The organism is Ideonella benzenivorans, assembly GCF_020387415.1.
GTDB classification, from domain to species: domain Bacteria; phylum Pseudomonadota; class Gammaproteobacteria; order Burkholderiales; family Burkholderiaceae_C; genus Ideonella; species Ideonella benzenivorans.
Genome location: NZ_JAGWCB010000007.1, coordinates 103,564 through 118,711 on the forward strand (window position 1 = coordinate 103,564; position 15,148 = coordinate 118,711).

17 protein-coding genes are annotated in these 15,148 nt (G+C 68.7%); 10 read left to right on the top strand and 7 right to left on the bottom strand.

Annotated features, from left to right (window positions below; genetic code table 11):
• Window positions 1–7 precede the first annotated feature (7 nt).
• Window positions 8–1,903 (top strand): acyl-CoA synthetase, encoded by a 1,896-nt coding sequence (locus KGA65_RS03545; RefSeq protein ID WP_225861770.1) that lies wholly within the window; start codon window positions 8–10, stop codon window positions 1,901–1,903.
• Window positions 1,904–1,971: 68 nt separating this feature from the next.
• Here the strand turns inward: KGA65_RS03545 and KGA65_RS03550 are convergent, their stop codons facing one another.
• Complete coding sequence (locus KGA65_RS03550) at window positions 1,972–2,277, bottom strand: high-potential iron-sulfur protein (RefSeq protein WP_225861771.1); 306 nt, start codon at window positions 2,275–2,277, stop codon at window positions 1,972–1,974.
• 286 nt (window positions 2,278–2,563) lie between these two features.
• Window positions 2,564–2,944: a hypothetical protein gene (locus KGA65_RS03555; RefSeq protein WP_225861772.1), complete on the bottom strand. Its 381-nt coding sequence runs from the start codon at window positions 2,942–2,944 to the stop codon at window positions 2,564–2,566.
• 64 nt (window positions 2,945–3,008) lie between these two features.
• Between KGA65_RS03555 and KGA65_RS03560 the strand changes: the two genes are divergently transcribed.
• Window positions 3,009–4,055 (top strand): RNA methyltransferase, encoded by a 1,047-nt coding sequence (locus KGA65_RS03560; protein ID WP_225861773.1) that lies wholly within the window; start codon window positions 3,009–3,011, stop codon window positions 4,053–4,055.
• 9 nt (window positions 4,056–4,064) lie between these two features.
• Here the strand turns inward: KGA65_RS03560 and KGA65_RS03565 are convergent, their stop codons facing one another.
• The 5 genes from KGA65_RS03565 to KGA65_RS03585 all read right to left on the bottom strand — a co-directional run bounded on the left by KGA65_RS03565 (window position 4,065) and on the right by KGA65_RS03585 (window position 8,889).
• Window positions 4,065–4,511, bottom strand: coding sequence for a hypothetical protein (locus KGA65_RS03565; RefSeq protein WP_225861774.1), 447 nt, complete (start codon window positions 4,509–4,511; stop codon window positions 4,065–4,067).
• Window positions 4,512–4,554: 43 nt separating this feature from the next.
• Complete coding sequence (locus tag KGA65_RS03570) at window positions 4,555–4,788, bottom strand: oxidoreductase-like domain-containing protein (protein WP_225861775.1); 234 nt, start codon at window positions 4,786–4,788, stop codon at window positions 4,555–4,557.
• 9 nt (window positions 4,789–4,797) lie between these two features.
• Entirely contained in the window at window positions 4,798–6,300 is a 1,503-nt protein-coding gene (gene gshA / locus KGA65_RS03575) for a glutamate--cysteine ligase (protein ID WP_225861776.1), read from the bottom strand.
• Between the two features lie 139 nt (window positions 6,301–6,439).
• A complete protein-coding gene (locus tag KGA65_RS03580; RefSeq protein WP_225861777.1) occupies window positions 6,440–7,186 on the bottom strand; it encodes a GntR family transcriptional regulator in 747 nt (248 codons plus the stop codon).
• Window positions 7,186–8,889: a sigma-54-dependent Fis family transcriptional regulator gene (locus KGA65_RS03585; RefSeq protein ID WP_225861778.1), complete on the bottom strand. Its 1,704-nt coding sequence runs from the start codon at window positions 8,887–8,889 to the stop codon at window positions 7,186–7,188. The genes KGA65_RS03580 and KGA65_RS03585 overlap by 1 nt, the downstream gene beginning before the upstream one ends.
• Before the next feature lie 323 nt (window positions 8,890–9,212).
• On the opposite strand from KGA65_RS03585, the gene KGA65_RS03590 reads away from it, so the two are divergent.
• The 8 genes from KGA65_RS03590 to KGA65_RS03625 are packed head-to-tail and all read left to right on the top strand — an operon-like array spanning window position 9,213 to window position 15,146.
• Window positions 9,213–9,440 (top strand): phenol hydroxylase subunit, encoded by a 228-nt coding sequence (locus KGA65_RS03590; protein WP_375142603.1) that lies wholly within the window; start codon window positions 9,213–9,215, stop codon window positions 9,438–9,440.
• Between the two features lie 20 nt (window positions 9,441–9,460).
• Entirely contained in the window at window positions 9,461–10,456 is a 996-nt protein-coding gene (locus KGA65_RS03595) for a ferritin family protein (protein WP_225861779.1), read from the top strand.
• A 28-nt stretch (window positions 10,457–10,484) separates the two neighbouring features.
• Entirely contained in the window at window positions 10,485–10,754 is a 270-nt protein-coding gene (locus KGA65_RS03600) for an MmoB/DmpM family protein (protein ID WP_022979342.1), read from the top strand.
• 38 nt (window positions 10,755–10,792) lie between these two features.
• A complete protein-coding gene (locus tag KGA65_RS03605; protein WP_225861780.1) occupies window positions 10,793–12,373 on the top strand; it encodes an aromatic/alkene/methane monooxygenase hydroxylase/oxygenase subunit alpha in 1,581 nt (526 codons plus the stop codon).
• Entirely contained in the window at window positions 12,370–12,726 is a 357-nt protein-coding gene (locus tag KGA65_RS03610) for a phenol hydroxylase subunit P4 (protein ID WP_225861781.1), read from the top strand. The genes KGA65_RS03605 and KGA65_RS03610 overlap by 4 nt, the downstream gene beginning before the upstream one ends.
• 8 nt (window positions 12,727–12,734) lie before the next feature.
• On the top strand, window positions 12,735–13,796 hold the full coding sequence (locus KGA65_RS03615) for an NADH:ubiquinone reductase (Na(+)-transporting) subunit F (protein WP_225861782.1): 1,062 nt from the start codon (window positions 12,735–12,737) through the stop codon (window positions 13,794–13,796).
• Between the two features lie 13 nt (window positions 13,797–13,809).
• On the top strand, window positions 13,810–14,181 hold the full coding sequence (locus KGA65_RS03620; RefSeq protein ID WP_225861783.1) for a 2Fe-2S iron-sulfur cluster binding domain-containing protein: 372 nt from the start codon (window positions 13,810–13,812) through the stop codon (window positions 14,179–14,181).
• Between the two features lie 20 nt (window positions 14,182–14,201).
• The gene (locus KGA65_RS03625; protein WP_225861784.1) at window positions 14,202–15,146 is read left to right on the top strand and encodes a catechol 2,3-dioxygenase; all 945 of its coding nucleotides are present in this window, start codon (window positions 14,202–14,204) and stop codon (window positions 15,144–15,146) included.
• The last annotated feature ends 2 nt before the right edge of the window (window positions 15,147–15,148 follow it).

A 15,148-nucleotide genomic window follows, 5' to 3' on the forward strand; every position in this document is an offset into this window, starting at 1 on the left:
CCACCCCATGCAAGGCATTGCCACCCTGGCCGATGTGAGGACCCTGGAAGAGGGCGCCCACGATCTGCCCCCCAGCACCTACGCCATGATCGGCCGCGCCGTCGCGGCCCATCCCCGGGCGCCGGCCCTGTCCTTCTTCGCCCGTGTGCAGGACCACGCGCAGCCCCTGACCTGGGACTACGCCAGCCTGTGGCATGGCATCCACGCCACGGCCAACTTCTTCCACAGCCTGGGCGTCGGCAAGGACGATGTCATCGCCTTCGCGCTGCCCAACCTGCCACAGACCCATCTGGTGATCTGGGGCGGCCAGGCGGCGGGCATCGTCTTCGCCATCAACCCGCTGCTGGAGCCCGCCACCATCGCCGAGCTGCTGAAGGCCGGCGGGGCCAAGGTGCTGGTCACGCTGGCACCCCTGCCCGGTGCCGACCTGTGGCCCCGGCTGCAGGCGGTCCTGGCCGAGGTGCCAACCCTGCAGCACGTGGTGCTGGTGGATCCGCGCCCGCAGGCCGGCCTGGCGGCGACGCCGCCGAATGCCGCGCCGGACGGTGAGGGCCGTATCACCGTGCACGACTTCGCCACCGGGGTGGCCGCCCAGCCGGGGGACCGGCTGCTGAGCCAGCGCGTCATCGCGCCGCAGGACCTGTCCTCCTTCTTCTGCACCGGCGGCACGACGGGCTCACCCAAGATCGCCATGCGCACGCACGCCAACGAGGTGGCCAACGCCTGGAGCGTGGGGCAGGGCATCGGCGAGGGCATCGGCCCGGGCAAGACCCTGTTCTGCGGCCTGCCGATGTTCCACGTCAACGCGGTGCTGATCACCGGCCTGCTGCCCTTCTCCCGTGGGGCCCATGTGCTGCTGGGCACGCCGCAGGGCTGGCGCGGCGAGGGCGTGATCGCCCGCTTCTGGGAGATCGTCGCGCAGCACCGGGTCCACTTCTTCAGCGGCGTGCCCACGGTCTATGCCGCCTTGCTGCAGCAGCCCGTGGACGGGCATGACCTGAGTTCGCTGGAATACGGCCTGTGTGGCGCGGCGCCCATGCCCCAGGAGCTGATCCGCGGCGTGCAGGCCCGTTGCGGGCTGAAGATCCTGGAGGGCTACGGCCTCACCGAGGGCACCTGCGTCAGCACCGTCAACCCACCGCGGGGCGAGCCGCGGCCGGGGTCCATCGGCCTGCGCGTACCGCTGCAGGAGATGAAGGCAGTGCGGCTGGATGAGGCGGGGCGCTACCTGGGGGATTGCGGGCCCGGCGAGGTCGGGCTTCTGCTGATCCGTGGCCCCAATGTGTTTCGCGGCTACATGGTGGCCGAGCACAACGAGGGCCTGTGGATCCAGGCGGGCGAGGGCCCGCCCTGGCTCAACACCGGCGACCTGGGGCGTTGCGACGCGGACGGCTATTTCTACCTGACCGGTCGCAAGAAGGAGCTGATCATCCGCGGCGGCCACAACATCGACCCGGCCGTCATCGAGGAGCCGCTGCACCAGCATGCCGCGGTGCAGCTGGCCGCCGCCATCGGCCGACCCGATGCCCATGCGGGCGAGCTGCCGGTGGCCTATGTGCAACTCCGGCCGGGCGCGCAGGCGCAGGAGGACGAACTGCTGGACTTCGTGCGCGAGCGCATCGGCGAGCGGGCAGCCGTGCCCAAAGCCATCCGCATCGTGGCGGAGATGCCGCTGACCGGGGTGGGCAAGATCTTCAAGCCCGCGCTGAAGCTGCGCGAAACGGAAGACGCCTTGCGCGAGGCGCTGCAGGCGGCGGGCATCTGTGCGCTGGGTGTGCAGGCCCGCCAGGACCCTGCACGCGGGATGTGTGCCGAGGTGAGTCTGGCCCCGGGGACCGACCCTGCCGTGGCCCGGGCCGTGCTGGGGCGGTTTCCGCAGGCCATTGATTTCATTCAACCATGAAAAAAAGGAACGCCGAGGCGTTCCTTTTTTGGCTCCGCGGGGCCGAAGCGGCCCGCGAGAGACAGCGATCAGGCCTTCTTGGCCCAGGCGCTGCACCAGCCCTTGCCGGCCACGGTCTTGCCACCGAACAGGCTGCAGGGGCCGGCGGCGTCGGCGGGCTTGCCTTGGAACAGCGCGCAGCCGTTGCACTTTTGGCTGGCTTGGTGCTGCGGGTACTTCTTGGCGTCGGCCTTGGCCGTGTCGGCCACATAGCCCAGGCTGACGGCTTGCGGATCCTTCTCGTCGAGCTTGGCTTGCGCCATGGCGCGGGCGGCGGTCAGGCCGGTACCGACGGCGGCAACGGTCATCATGAAGACGCGACGATTGGTGGACATGGATTCTCCGTGAGTGAGATGGACAGGCGCTCTAGGCATCGGCAAACCCGCCTGTCGTGAGGGTTCACCAATCACACACAAGACTTTCCGCAGCTAGGCTGCTTTGAAAGCCCTCGTCATATACCCATGACGATTTTGTCTGATCTTACGATGCCTGAACGCCGATGAATTTGATTTGGATGACTTGACGCCGGGTAAGTCAGGGTTTTCGATCGGGTATTTAATTAATGCGAATCATTATCAATTCGATACCGATCCCGAATATCCCAGCCTCTGGCGGCGTGATTCAGTCCTCGCTGGGCGGAAAGGCCTCGCGCAGGGCTTCGCAAAAGGCGGGGCCGCCGCTCAAGGTCAGGGCCAGCGTGTGGCGCACGCCCTGGGTGTCGCTGGCCTGGCTGCTGAACTGCCGGCGCGCCGTGTCGTAGCGCAGGCCTTCGTCGGCCGACCATTCCCGGCTGGCACTCAGCTCGAACTGCCATTCGTTGCCGTCTTCCAGCGGGCCGGGGCCGTTGGGAAAGCTGTCCAGCGCCCAGTTCAGCACCTGCGCGGTTTCGGCTTGCAGGGCCAGCCAGTGGGGGGAGCCGACCGACGCCATGGCATCGAAGACGCCGTGGCCGTCGGTGTCCTCGCTGAAGTCGAAGTCGAGAAATTGCAGCAGAGGTGACATGGCAGGCAGGAGGTAACCAGCGGTAAGCATACGCCTTGAGACACGGAGCGGAGACAATCTCCCCATGCGCATCGCCGATCTTCGCCAACGTCTGCAGGCCCTGGGGGCCCTGCCGGTCCACCAGGACCGGGTGCTGCGCCATTGGGTGCAGGCCAAGCCCATGGAGGCCAGCCGGCGCAAGATCGAGCACTTTCTTCCGCAGGCCGTGCGCGAGGACCTGCCGGCGCTGATGGCCACGCTGGACGGGCTGGTGCGCCTGCAGTCCGAGCATCCGGCCGAGGATGGCGCGGCCCGCCTGCTGGTGGCCTTGCAGGACGGTCAGACGGTGGAGAGCGTGCTGCTGCCGCGCGACGGCCTGTGCGTGTCCACCCAGGTGGGCTGTGCGGTGGGCTGCCGCTTTTGCATGACCGGGCGCGATGGCCTGTTGCGCCAGGTGGGCAGCGCGGAGATCGTGGCCCAGGTGGCGCTGGCCCGTCAGCGCCGGGCCGTCAAGAAGGTGGTGTTCATGGGCATGGGCGAGCCGGCCCACAACCTGGACAACGTGCTGGAGGCCATCGAGCTGCTGGGCACGCTGGGCAACATTGGCCACAAGAACCTGGTGTTCTCCACCGTGGGGGACGAGCGCGTGTTCGAGCGGTTGCCGCAGGGCCGGGTCAAGCCGGCCCTGGCCTTGTCGCTGCACACCACGCGGGCGGACCTGCGCGCCGAGCTGTTGCCACGCGCGCCGCGCATTTCGCCGGCCGAGCTGATGGCGCGCGCCGAGGCCTATGCCCGCGCCACGGGCTACCCGCTGCAGGTGCAGTGGACGCTGATCGAGGGCGTGAACGACAGCCAGGCCGAGATGGACGCGCTGGTGGCCTTGTTCCAGGGCCGTTACGCGATGCTCAACATGATCCCGTACAACGCGGTGCCCGATCTGCCCTACCAGCGGCCGGCCTGGGAGAAGGCGGCCGCGCTGGCGCGCCATCTGCACCGCCGGGGCGTGCTGACCAAGCTGCGTCATTCGGCCGGGCAGGACGTGGACGGTGGTTGCGGGCAGTTGCGCGCGCGCCAGGCTGCCGTGACCGAGGCGCCGGTGACGCTGCGGCCGCGGGCCGTGGCGTCTTCCTGAGCCCCCGCTTTACTTCCAGCCCAGGTGCTGGCGCAGTTGGGCGGCGCTGGTGTTGATCGGTTGGTCCAGCACGCTGGGCAGGGTCAGCACCGCATCGGCCTGCGGGCGCAGCGGCTGGGCGCCCAGCACCGCCGCATGGCGGATGGCCCAGCCGGCCTGCCGCAGCGCCGCCAGGTAGGTCAGGGCGTCCGGCCAGGCTTCGGGGTCGTTCGGGTGCGGGCCGGGCCAGAGCGAGAACAGCACGTGCTGGCAGCGGCTGCGGGCCACTTCCTCCTGGAAGGCGGCCACCGTGGTGCGGCTCTCCTGCAGCGCGGAGGCGCGGGCGTAGAGCTTGAACTTCTGGCCCTGCACGGTCTCCATATCGCGCACGCTGCGGTTGAAGCAGCCACTCAGGCAGCGCAGCAGCGTGGATTTGCGGGTGTTCGTGTTGCCGATCAGGACATGTGCTTCCACCATGGGCCGAGTGTAGCGGCCTCATCCGGTCGGCCCGGCGGCCGGTTCAGTCGGCCCAGCGCAGCACCGATTCGTCGCGCCAGTAGGCCAGGGCGCTGTAGTAGCCCTCCCAGACGCAGCCGATGCAGCCGCGGCCGCAGCAGGTGGTGGGTTCGTCGGGCGGGGCCGGCAGCGCGATGGCGTGCTGGCTGGCGCTGGCCTGCACCGCCGCGATCAGGGCCTGGGCCTCGGCGCGGTCGGTTGGGTTCCAGGCCAGCAGGGCCTCGTCGGGAATGCGCATCAGGCGCCCTCAACCCAGGCGCTGCGCGCTGACGTAGTCCTGGCGGAAGGTCTCGAAGTCCAGTGTTTCGCCGGCCTCCAGCCGGGCCTGCTCGGCGAGCGATTCCTGCGCCATGCGGGTCCAGCGGTCCTGCGCGGCCGGGTCCAGTTTGCGGCCCTGGAAGGCCTGCCAGACGGCGTCCGAGCGCTGGCGCACGAAGTCCACATACTCCAGCGCGTGCTGCTGCAGTGTGGACACCACCCGGGCCGAGGGCGTCAGCGCCGGGTCGGCCAGCCGCTGGCGCGCTTCGGTCAGCGCCGTCTGGTGGCCGCTGCCCAGTGGTGAGCTGTCCAGGTAGCGGGCGATGGGCTCCAGCTCGGCCAGCAGCTCGGCCGCCCAGTCGGTCAGCAGCACGGTCTGGTCGCCGCGCTCCAGCAACAGGCCGGGTTCCCGGCCACGGGCGGCGGTGCGGTGCAGGTTCAACACCATGGCGCTGAGCTCCTCGGGTGTGTCGTCCGGGCTGTCGCTGAGCGCGCAGTGCAGCAGGAAGATGTCCAGGAAGCGCGAGGTCAGCGCATTGATGCCCAGCGGCTCGAAGGGGTCGAGGTCCATGCAGCGCACCTCGACGTACTCGACGCCGCGTTCGCGCAGCGCGTGCAGCGGCCGCTCGCCCGAGCGGATGACGCGCTTGGGGCGGATGGTGCTGTAGAACTCGTTTTCGATCTGCAGCAGCGTGGTGCCCAGTTGCAGGTACTCGCCCTGGCCATCCTGGATGCCCATGGCTTCATAGGCCGGGTAGGGGCGGGTGAGGGCGTCCTGCAGCGAGGCGGCGTAGCTGTTCAGGCAGTTGTAGCTGACCCGCAGGCTGGCCTGCGCATCGCTCTGGTAGCCCAGCCGGCCCATGCGCAGCGAGGTGGCGTGCGGCAGGTACAGGCTGTGGCGGCCGAGCTTTTGCAGGCCGTGCGGCCGGCCGGCCACGAAGCCCTCGTCCACCGCCGGCGAGGCGCCGAACAGGTAGAGCAGCAAAAAGGAATGGCGGCGGAAGTTGCGGATCAGCGCGAAGTACTCGGCGCTGCTCAGGCCGGGCAGCGACCAGTTGTAGTGGATGCCGGAGATGGTCTGCATGCGCCGGCCATAGCGGTGGCTCAGCCCCATGCGGTAGACCGTCTTGGCCTGCGCGATGTTGGAGGTGCCGTAATGGGCCACCGGGATCTCGTCGTCCGGCGGTAGGTGGCAGGGCATGCTGGACACCCACAGCCGCTCATTGCCGATGGCCTGGTAGGTCAGCTGATGCAGGTGGTCCAGCTCGGCCAGACAGTCCAGCGCGGTGGGGTGGGCGCCGGTCACCAGCTCGACCTGCGACTCGCTGAAATCGGTCGTGATGTACGGATGGGTCAGGGCCGAGCCGAGCAGTGCCGGATGCGGGGTGAGCGCCAGCGAACCGTCGGGCAGGCTGCGCAGGCTCTCCTTCTCGATGCCACGGCGCAGGCCGGCCAGGCGTTCGGGGGTGAGCTCGTTCAGTCGGATGGGCATGCGGGAATCGGCGCTGGTGAGAAGGAAACACAGGGGCGCGTCAGGAACGGCGCCGGGCGACATTGGACGCCAAAATCAAGACGCTTGCATGGCAGGGCGGCAGTGCCCCTGCCCCGCGTCGGGGAGAGCGCCGGCCAGCTTAGGCGATCTGCGTCTGTGGCAGGCTGAGCGGCGTCAAGGGGTCGCGCACGGCCTGGCGCAGCAGGTCGCAGGTCAGCTGGATGTGGGCCTCCAGGGCCAGGGCGGCGCGGGCCTCCTGGCGCGCGATGGCGGCCTGGTAGATGTCGGTGTGCTCGCGGTGTACGTCCCGGTGGCGGGGCGTCTGGGCGCCCAGGCGGATCGCCACGTGCCGGTAACGCTCGGCCTGGCGGTAGAGGATGCTCAACAGGTACTTGGTCCAGGGCGAGCGGTGCGCCGCGATCAGGGCCTCGTGGAAGCGTTTGTTGGCCTGCTCCCAGGGCAGGGGATCGAGGCCGCCGCGGCGCTGCTCGGCCTGGCTGAGGGCCTCGAAGGCGTCGTTCAGCTGCTGTTCCCAGGCCGCATCGCCATGGCGGATGGACTGACGCAGCGCGTCGGTCTCCAACATCACGCGGGTGGCGGTGATGTCTTCCAGGTCGGCCAGCGAGATGGACGTGACCCGGAAGCCGCGCTGGCCTTCGGCCACCACCAGCGCGTCCGACAGCAGCAGGGCCAGGGCCTCGCGCAGGGTGCCGGCGCCCACGCCGTAGTGGTCCTTCAGATGCTCGACCCGCAGCCGGGCGCCCGGGGCCAGCGTGCCACTGATGATGTCCTGCCGCAAAGCCAGGTAGGCCCGCTCCACCAGGGTGCGCGGGGCCTGGGTGTCGCTGGACAGGCGGTGGGCGGAAAAGCGCTCGGGGGGCAGCATCAGGGTTCCTCGACGTCGTGGGCGAGCGTGGCTTCGCTGGCCTGGCGGCGTTTGAGCCGGTAGGCCAGTTGGGGGCGGGTCAGCTGCAGCAGGCGGGCCGCGCCCGACAGGTTGCCCTGGGCGCGTTCCACCGCCAGGTTCAGCAGCAACTCCTCCAGCGTGTCCAGCGAGACCCCGCTGTCGAGGATGCGCTCGCACAGCACCTGCTCGTCCGGTGTGGGGGCCGCGGCCAGCCGGCCCTGCGGGTCCAGCGCATCGCTGTCGGTGTCACGGAAGTTGGGGAACAGGTGGGCCACGTCGATGGTGCCGCCGGGCAGGGCGAGGATCACGCCGCGCTCGACCAGGTTCTCCAGTTCACGCACATTGCCCGGCCAGTCATGGGCCTGCAGCGCGGTCAGCGCGCGGTCGCTGAAACCCAGCAGGCGCTTGTGGTGCTGGGCTGCGTAGCGCTGCAGCAGGTGCTGGGCCAAGGGGGCGATGTCGGCCGTGCGCTCGCGCAGCGCCGGGATGGGAATGGGGTAGACGTTGAGGCGGTAGAGCAGGTCGCGCCGGAAACGGCCGGCCGCCACCGCGGCCTCCAGGTCCACGTTGGTGGCGGCCACCAGGCGCACATTGACCTTGCGCGGCTGCTCGGCCCCCAGGCGCTCCACCTCGCCTTCCTGCAGCACCCGCAGCAGCTTGGCCTGGGCCGGCAGCGGCATGTCGCCCACCTCGTCGAGGAACAGCGTGCCGCCATCGGCCCGCTCAAAGCGCCCGGCCCGGGTGGCATGGGCGCCGGTGTAGGCGCCTTTCTCGACGCCGAAGAGCTCGGCCTCGATCAGCTCGGCCGGCAGGGCGGCGCAGTTGACCGCCACGAAGGGGCCGCTGGCGCGGTCCGACAGCGCATGCAGCGCGCGGGCGAAGCGCTCCTTGCCCACGCCGGTCTCGCCGGTCAGCAGCACCGACACCTGGGTGGCGGCGGCCCGCCGCAGCAGGTCATGGGCCTGCTGGAAGGCCGGCGAGCTGCCCACCAGCATGCCGGCCTCGGCGTCGGGCTCGGTGGTGGTCAGGGCCTCCACCTGGCGGCTCAAGGCCTCGATCTTGTCCAGCAGCGAGTCGTCCTCGAAATAGGTGCGGTGCTGCTCGCCGTCGGGCCAGTCCTCGATGGGGCGGCCTTCGATCAGGCAGTGGTCGGCGCCGCAGGCGGCGCACTGCGTCTCCTTGAACAGGATGAGCCGGCCCATGAAGGCGCTGGTGTAGCCGCTGGCATAGCCCAGCAGGGTCCAGCAGACCGGCTCCTCGGCGGGGCCGAACAGCTGGCGGTGGGCATGGGCCTCCCAGGAGTCGTCCCAGCGGTAGCGGCCGTGGTACTGGCCGGTGAGAACGTTCAGGGTCAGCGAGATCTGGGACACGCGGGCGCCGCCTTCGAGCATGTGCAGTTGCGGGCCGACCTGGAACATCTCCTCGGCGGGCCGGTCGGGCCGGCGGCGGCGGGCGAACTCGGCATCGCGCAGCCCGCAGGCGTAGCCCATGCGGGTCAGCAGACGGCGGGTGTGCTCGGGGCCCACCGAGCCCAGCAGGTCGCGCCGCAGGGCGCTGAGTGCCTGGGTGTCCATCAGCACCATGCGGTGCTCACCCAGCCAGATGGCGCCGCTCTCGGGGGAGAAGCGCAGCAGGCGCCTGAGGTCGTCATCGGTCGGGGGGCGGTTCTTGGGGGCGGCCACGTTGTCTCCATCTCGATCGTGCAAATCTCGAGATTTGCACGACATGCCGTCAATCACGGTTCTGGCGGACCTCGGGCTGTTTTTGATCATTTGATGAAGTCCGCCAAGAGATTGTGCGTCATTTTATCCAACAAGTCCAAGTCACAGCAGGGAAATCCCCGGCTTGTCGCCCAGGGCTTCGCTTGTTCAGCACTGCTGGCGTGGGCCGATGAGGGGCCGAAATTTCGGGGTTTTCCCTTTGAATATCGAGATTTCAGGGTCAAGCTGCCGTACTTGGCACGGCCTTCGCAATTCATCCGGCATCCACCGACCGGAGGCCCGCCGTGAATCCCGAAACCGCCCACACCGCCGACACCGTGCAACAGACCCCTGCGGTCATGCGCAAGTTCGTGCGGGTGCAGTCGGTCCGGGGGGATGGGCTGGTCAGCTTCGACTTCGCCATCGGCTGGCCGGAGTTGTCTGTGGAACTGATGCTGCCCGGGCCCGCCTTCGAGGCGTTCTGCGCGACCCACCGCGTCGAACGGCTCGATGGCCCCGAGGACGGCCGCTGACCCACCAGGAGACAAGCCCCATGAACATCGATCTGCAGGCCCGCGAGATCCAGCCCCTGCGCCACACCTTCAGCCATGTGGCCCAGGCCCAGGGCGGCGACAAGCCGGCCTCGCGCTATCTGGAAGCCACCCTCGGGGCCCAGGCCCTGACCAACTTCCATTACCGGCCCACCTGGGATCCGGCCCACACCCTGTTCGACCCGGCGCGCAGCGCCATCCGCCTGGCCGACTGGAACGTGCTGCGCGACCCGCGCCAGTACTACTACGCCACCTGGACCATGGCCCGCGCCCGCCAGCAGGAGGCGATGGAGGCCAACTTCCAGTTCGTCGAGCAGCGTGGCCTGGCCGACCGCATGCCCGAGGCCGTGAAGGCCCAGGCCCTGACCCTGCTGATGCCGCTGCGCCACGTGGCCTGGGGCGGCAACATGAACAACGCCGCCATCTGCGCCTACGGCTTCGGCACGCCCTTCACCGCGCCGGCCATGTTCCATGCCATGGACCAGTTGGGCGCGGCCCAGTACCTGACCCGCGTGGGCCTGACCCTGGGCGGGCCGGAATCCCTGGACGAGGGCAAGGCCGCCTGGATGGGCGCGCCGGCCTGGCAGCGCCTGCGCCACTACGTCGAGGACAGCTTCGTCGAGGCCGACCCGATGGCCCTGTTCGTGGCCCAGAACCTGGCCCTGGACGGCCTGCTGTACCCGCTGGTCTACGGCGCCCTGGTGGACGACCACCTGAGCCTGCAGGGCGGCACCGCGGTGGCCATGCTCACCGCCTTCATGCCCGAGTGGCACGAGGAAAGTGCCCGCTGGGTCGATGCCGTGGTCAAGACCGCCGCGGCCGCCAGCGAGGACAACCGCCGCCTGCTGTCCGACTGGGCCCGCCAGTGGGGCGAACGCGCCAAGGGCGCGCTGGCGCCGGTGGCCGAGATGGTGCTGGGCGAGACCGCGCAGACCGTGATCGACGAGGTGTGGGAGGCCTGGCAGGCCCGCTGCGCCAAGGCCGGCCTGGCCGTCTGACCTTCGCCCACCCCCGACAGGAGTTCCCATGTCCAACGTGTTCATCGCCTTCCAGGCCAACGAGGAATCCCGTCCCGTCGTGGACGCCATCCTGGCCGACAACCCGCACGCCATCGTCAGCCACCCCACCGGCCTGGTGAAGATCGACGCCCCCGGCCACCTGACGATCCGGCGCGAAACCATCGAATCGCAGACCGGCCGCAGCTACGACCTGCAGCAGATCCAGGTGAACCTGGTGACGCTGTCCGGCCACGTCGACGAGGACGACGACCAGCTCACGCTGAGCTGGAAGCACTGAGTTCTCTTACCCGCGCCACCACACCGGAGACAAGCCCCATGGACACCCGTGTCGCCCGCAAGAAGCTGGGCCTGAAGGAACGCTACGCCGCCATGACCCGCGGTCTGGGCTGGGAAACCAGCTACCAGCCGATGGACAAGGTCTTCCCCTATGACCGCTACGAGGGTCTGAAGATCCACGACTGGGACCAGTGGCAGGACCCCTTCCGCCTGACGATGGACGCCTACTGGAAGTACCAGGGCGAGAAGGAGAAGAAGCTCTACGCGGTGATCGAGGCCTTCGCCCAGAACAACGGCCAGCTGGGCGTGGCGGACGCGCGCTACGTCAACGCGCTCAAGCTCTTCATCCAGGGCGTGACGCCGCTGGAGTATTACGCCCATCGCGGCTTCGCCCATGTGGGGCGTCAGTTCACCGGCGAGGGCGCCCGGGTGGCCGCGCAGATGCAGTCCATCGACGAGCTGCGCCACTACCAGACCGAGACGCATGCCATCTCGCACTACAACAAGTACTTCAACGGCATGCACAGCCCGAACCACTGGTTCGACCGTGTCTGGTACCTGTCCGTGCCCAAGTCCTTCTTCGAGGACGCCTGCACCGCCGGGCCCTTCGAGTTCCTGACCGCGGTCAGCTTCTCCTTCGAGTACGTGCTGACCAACCTGCTGTTCGTGCCCTTCATGTCGGGCGCGGCGCACAACGGCGACATGTCCACCGTGACCTTCGGCTTCTCGGCGCAGAGCGACGAGTCGCGCCACATGACCCTGGGCATCGAGTGCATCAAGTTCATGCTGGAGCAGGACCCGGACAACGTGCCCATCGTCCAGCGCTGGATCGACAAGTGGTTCTGGCGCGGCTGCCGCCTGCTGACCCTGGTGGCCATGATGCAGGACTACATGCTGCCCAAGCGGGTGATGAGCTGGAAGGAAGCCTGGGAGATGTACGCCGAGAGCAACGGCGGCGCGCTCTTCAAGGACCTGGCGCGCTACGGCATCCGCGAGCCCAAGGGTTGGAAGGACGCCTGCGAAGGCAAGGACCACATCAGCCACCAGGCCTGGAACACCTTCTACAACTACGCCGCCGCCGCGCCCTTCCACACCTGGGTGCCCAAGGACGACGAGCTGCAGTGGCTGTCGGAGAAGTACCCCAACACCTTCGACGCCCTGTACCGCCCGCGCCTGGAGTACTACCGCGGCCAGCAGGAGCAGGGCCAGCGCTTCTACAACAAGACGCTGCCGATGCTGTGCCAGACCTGCCAGATCCCCATGCTCTTCACCGAGCCGGGCGATGCCACGCAGATCGCCTACCGCGAGTCCAGCTACCTGGGCGACAAGTTCCACTTCTGCAGCGACCACTGCAAGGAGATCTTCGACCACGAGCCCGAGAAGTACGTCCAGGCCTGGCTGCCGGTGCACCAGATCTACCAGGGCCATTGCTTCAAGCCGGGCGTGGACCCGACGGCCCCGGGCTTCGACCCGCTGGCCGCGGTGCTCGACTACTACGAGCTCAACGTGGGCCGGGACAACTTCGACTTCGAAGGGTCCGAAGACCAGAAGAACTTCGCCGCCTGGCGTGGCGATGGCCGCAACACCACCACCGACACCGCATCCGGAGAACAGGCATGACCGTCGTTGCCGCCGCCCCCTACCGCTTCCCCGTGGCCGACGTGCGGGAGAACTTCCCCGCCCCGCTGCTCTACATCGGCTGGGACCAGCACCTGATGTTCTGCGCGCCGTTCTGCCTGCCGCTGCCGCCGGACCTGCCCTTCGACGCGCTGCTGACCCAGGTGCTGCCGGGCATCTACGGGGCCCACCCGGACTTCGCCCACATCGACTGGGACGAGGCCCTGTGGACCAAGGCCGGCCAGCCCTGGCGGCCGGACCGCGCCAAGAGCCTGGCCGAGAACGGCCTGGGCCACAAGGACGCGATCCACTTCCGCACGCCGGGCCTGAACGGCATCGCGGGCTCCTGCAGCTGAGGCCAGCCATGGGCTACATGCTCACCATCGAACCCCTGGGCGCCACGCTGGAGGTGGAGGAGGGCCAGACCCTGCTCGACGCCGCGCTGCGCCAGGGCATCTACCTGCCGCACGCCTGCGGCCACGGCCTGTGCGGCACCTGCAAGGTGCAGGTCTGCGATGGCGAGGTGGACCACGGCCCGGCCAACCCCTTCGCGCTGATGGAAGACGAGCGCCAGGACGGCAAGACCCTGGCCTGCTGCGCCACGCTGCAGAGCGATGCGGTGATCGAGGCCGACATCGACGAGGAGCCGGACGCCGAGATCATCCCCGTGCGGGACTTCCAGGCCACGGTGCAGGCCATCACCGCGCTCACGCCCACCATCAAGGGGCTGCGGCTGGCGCTGAACCAGCCCCTGCACTTCCAGGCCGGCCAGTACGTGCAGCTGGACATCCCGGGGGTGGGCACGCGGGCCTTCTCGATCGCCAATGCGCCGGCCGACGTGGAGCGCAGCCGCAGCATCGAGCTGCATGTGCGCCAGGTGCCGGGCGGCGCCGGCACCACCTGGCTGCACCAGTCGCTGCAGGTGGGCGATGCGCTCAAGCTCAGTGGGCCCTATGGCCGCTTCTTCGTGCGCAAGTCCTCGCCCGTGCCGATGGTCTTCATGGCCGGCGGCTCGGGCCTGTCGAGTCCGCGCTCGATGATCCTGGACCTGCTCGACGGTGGCTGCACGACGCCCATCACCCTGGTCTACGGCCAGCGCAGCCGCGAGGAGCTGTACGGGCACGAGGAGTTCCTGGCCCTGGCCGCGCAGCACCCCAATCTGCGCTACCTGCCGGTGCTGTCCAACGAGCCCGAGGGCTCCGACTGGACCGGCGCGCGCGGCTATGTGCACGAGGCCGCCAAGGCTGCCTTCCCGCAGGGCTTCGCCGGCCACAAGGCCTATCTGTGCGGCCCGCCGCCGATGGTGGAAGCCTGCATCGGCGCGCTGATGCAGGGCCGGCTGTTCGAGCGCGACATCCACACCGAGAAGTTCCTCTCGGCCGCCGATGCCGGCGCGGTGCGCAGCCCCTTGTTCAAGAACGTCTGAGGAGGTCCTGACCATGATCTTCGACACCCGACCCAAGGTCACGGTGGCCCTGACCCAGACCGGCGAGCACTACCCCTGTGCCCACGACGAGAGCCTGCTGGCGGGCATGTTGAAGCTGGGGCGCAAGGGCATCCCGGTGGGCTGTGCCAGCGGCGGCTGCGGCGTGTGCAAGGTGCGCGTCGTGGAAGGCGCCATCCATGCGCTGGGGCCGGTCAGCCGGGCCCATGTCAGCGCCGACGAGGAATGCCAGGGCGTGACCCTGGCCTGCCGTGTCGCCCCCAGCACCCCCGTGGTGCTGGAGGTGGTGGGCAAGTTCGAGAAGCCGTTTTTCAAGGGCTATACCGCTGCGGTGGCGGCGGGCCCCTCCCTGAACCAACCGCAGTGAACGACAACCAGGAGACAAGCATGGGTGTATTGAGAATCGGGCATGCCAGCCTGCGCGTGATGGACATGGCCGCGGCCCTGCGTCATTACGAGAAGGTGATCGGCATGAAGGTCACGATGCAGGACAAGGCCGGCAACGTGTACCTCAAGTGCTGGGACGAGTGGGACAAGTACTCGCTGATCCTGACCCCTTCGGACCAGGCGGGCATGAACCACATCGCCTACAAGGTCGAGAAGGACGCCGATCTCGACCAGCTGCGCGACAAGATCGAGACCTGGGGCATCCACACCGAGATGCTGCCCGAAGGTACCTTGCCGTCCACCGGCCGCATGCTGCAGTTCAAGCTGCCCAGCGGGCATGAGATGCGCCTGTACGCCATGAAGGAGTACGTGGGCACCGACGTCGGCACCGTCAACCCCGACCCTTGGCCGGACGACATCCGCGGTGCCGGCGCGCACTGGCTGGACCACGCGCTGCTGATGTGCGAGATGAACCCCGAGGCCGGCATCAACACGGTGGCGGACAACACCCGCTTCATGATGGAAGTGCTGGACTTCTTCCTGACCGAACAGGTCGTGGTCGGCCCGGGCGGCAGTGTTCAGGCCGCGACCTGGCTGGCGCGCACCACCACGCCGCACGACATCGCTTTCGTGGGTGGCGTGAAGAGTGGCCTGCACCACATCGCCTTCTTCCTGGACAGCTGGCACGACGTGCTGAAGTCGGCCGACGTGATGGCCAAGAACAAGACCAAGATCGATGTGGCGCCCACCCGCCACGGCATCACCCGCGGCGAGACGATCTACTTCTTCGACCCCAGCGGCAACCGCAACGAGACCTTTGCCGGCCTGGGCTACCTGGCCCAGCGCGACCGGCCGGTGACCACCTGGACCGAGGACCAGCTCTGGAACGGGATCTTCTATCACACCGGCGAAGCGGTGCCTTCCTTCACGGACGTCTACACCTGATC

Coding starts and splice junctions, on each gene's coding strand:
- KGA65_RS03545 (WP_225861770.1), top strand. CDS start 8: ATGCAAGGCATTGCCACCCTGGCCGATGTGAGGACCCTGGAAGAGGGC.
- KGA65_RS03550 (WP_225861771.1), bottom strand. CDS start 2,277: ATGTCCACCAATCGTCGCGTCTTCATGATGACCGTTGCCGCCGTCGGT.
- KGA65_RS03555 (WP_225861772.1), bottom strand. CDS start 2,944: ATGTCACCTCTGCTGCAATTTCTCGACTTCGACTTCAGCGAGGACACC.
- KGA65_RS03560 (WP_225861773.1), top strand. CDS start 3,009: ATGCGCATCGCCGATCTTCGCCAACGTCTGCAGGCCCTGGGGGCCCTG.
- KGA65_RS03565 (WP_225861774.1), bottom strand. CDS start 4,511: ATGGTGGAAGCACATGTCCTGATCGGCAACACGAACACCCGCAAATCC.
- KGA65_RS03570 (WP_225861775.1), bottom strand. CDS start 4,788: ATGCGCATTCCCGACGAGGCCCTGCTGGCCTGGAACCCAACCGACCGC.
- gshA (WP_225861776.1), bottom strand. CDS start 6,300: ATGCCCATCCGACTGAACGAGCTCACCCCCGAACGCCTGGCCGGCCTG.
- KGA65_RS03580 (WP_225861777.1), bottom strand. CDS start 7,186: ATGCTGCCCCCCGAGCGCTTTTCCGCCCACCGCCTGTCCAGCGACACC.
- KGA65_RS03595 (WP_225861779.1), top strand. CDS start 9,461: ATGAACATCGATCTGCAGGCCCGCGAGATCCAGCCCCTGCGCCACACC.
- KGA65_RS03600 (WP_022979342.1), top strand. CDS start 10,485: ATGTCCAACGTGTTCATCGCCTTCCAGGCCAACGAGGAATCCCGTCCC.
- KGA65_RS03605 (WP_225861780.1), top strand. CDS start 10,793: ATGGACACCCGTGTCGCCCGCAAGAAGCTGGGCCTGAAGGAACGCTAC.
- KGA65_RS03610 (WP_225861781.1), top strand. CDS start 12,370: ATGACCGTCGTTGCCGCCGCCCCCTACCGCTTCCCCGTGGCCGACGTG.
- KGA65_RS03615 (WP_225861782.1), top strand. CDS start 12,735: ATGGGCTACATGCTCACCATCGAACCCCTGGGCGCCACGCTGGAGGTG.
- KGA65_RS03620 (WP_225861783.1), top strand. CDS start 13,810: ATGATCTTCGACACCCGACCCAAGGTCACGGTGGCCCTGACCCAGACC.
- KGA65_RS03625 (WP_225861784.1), top strand. CDS start 14,202: ATGGGTGTATTGAGAATCGGGCATGCCAGCCTGCGCGTGATGGACATG.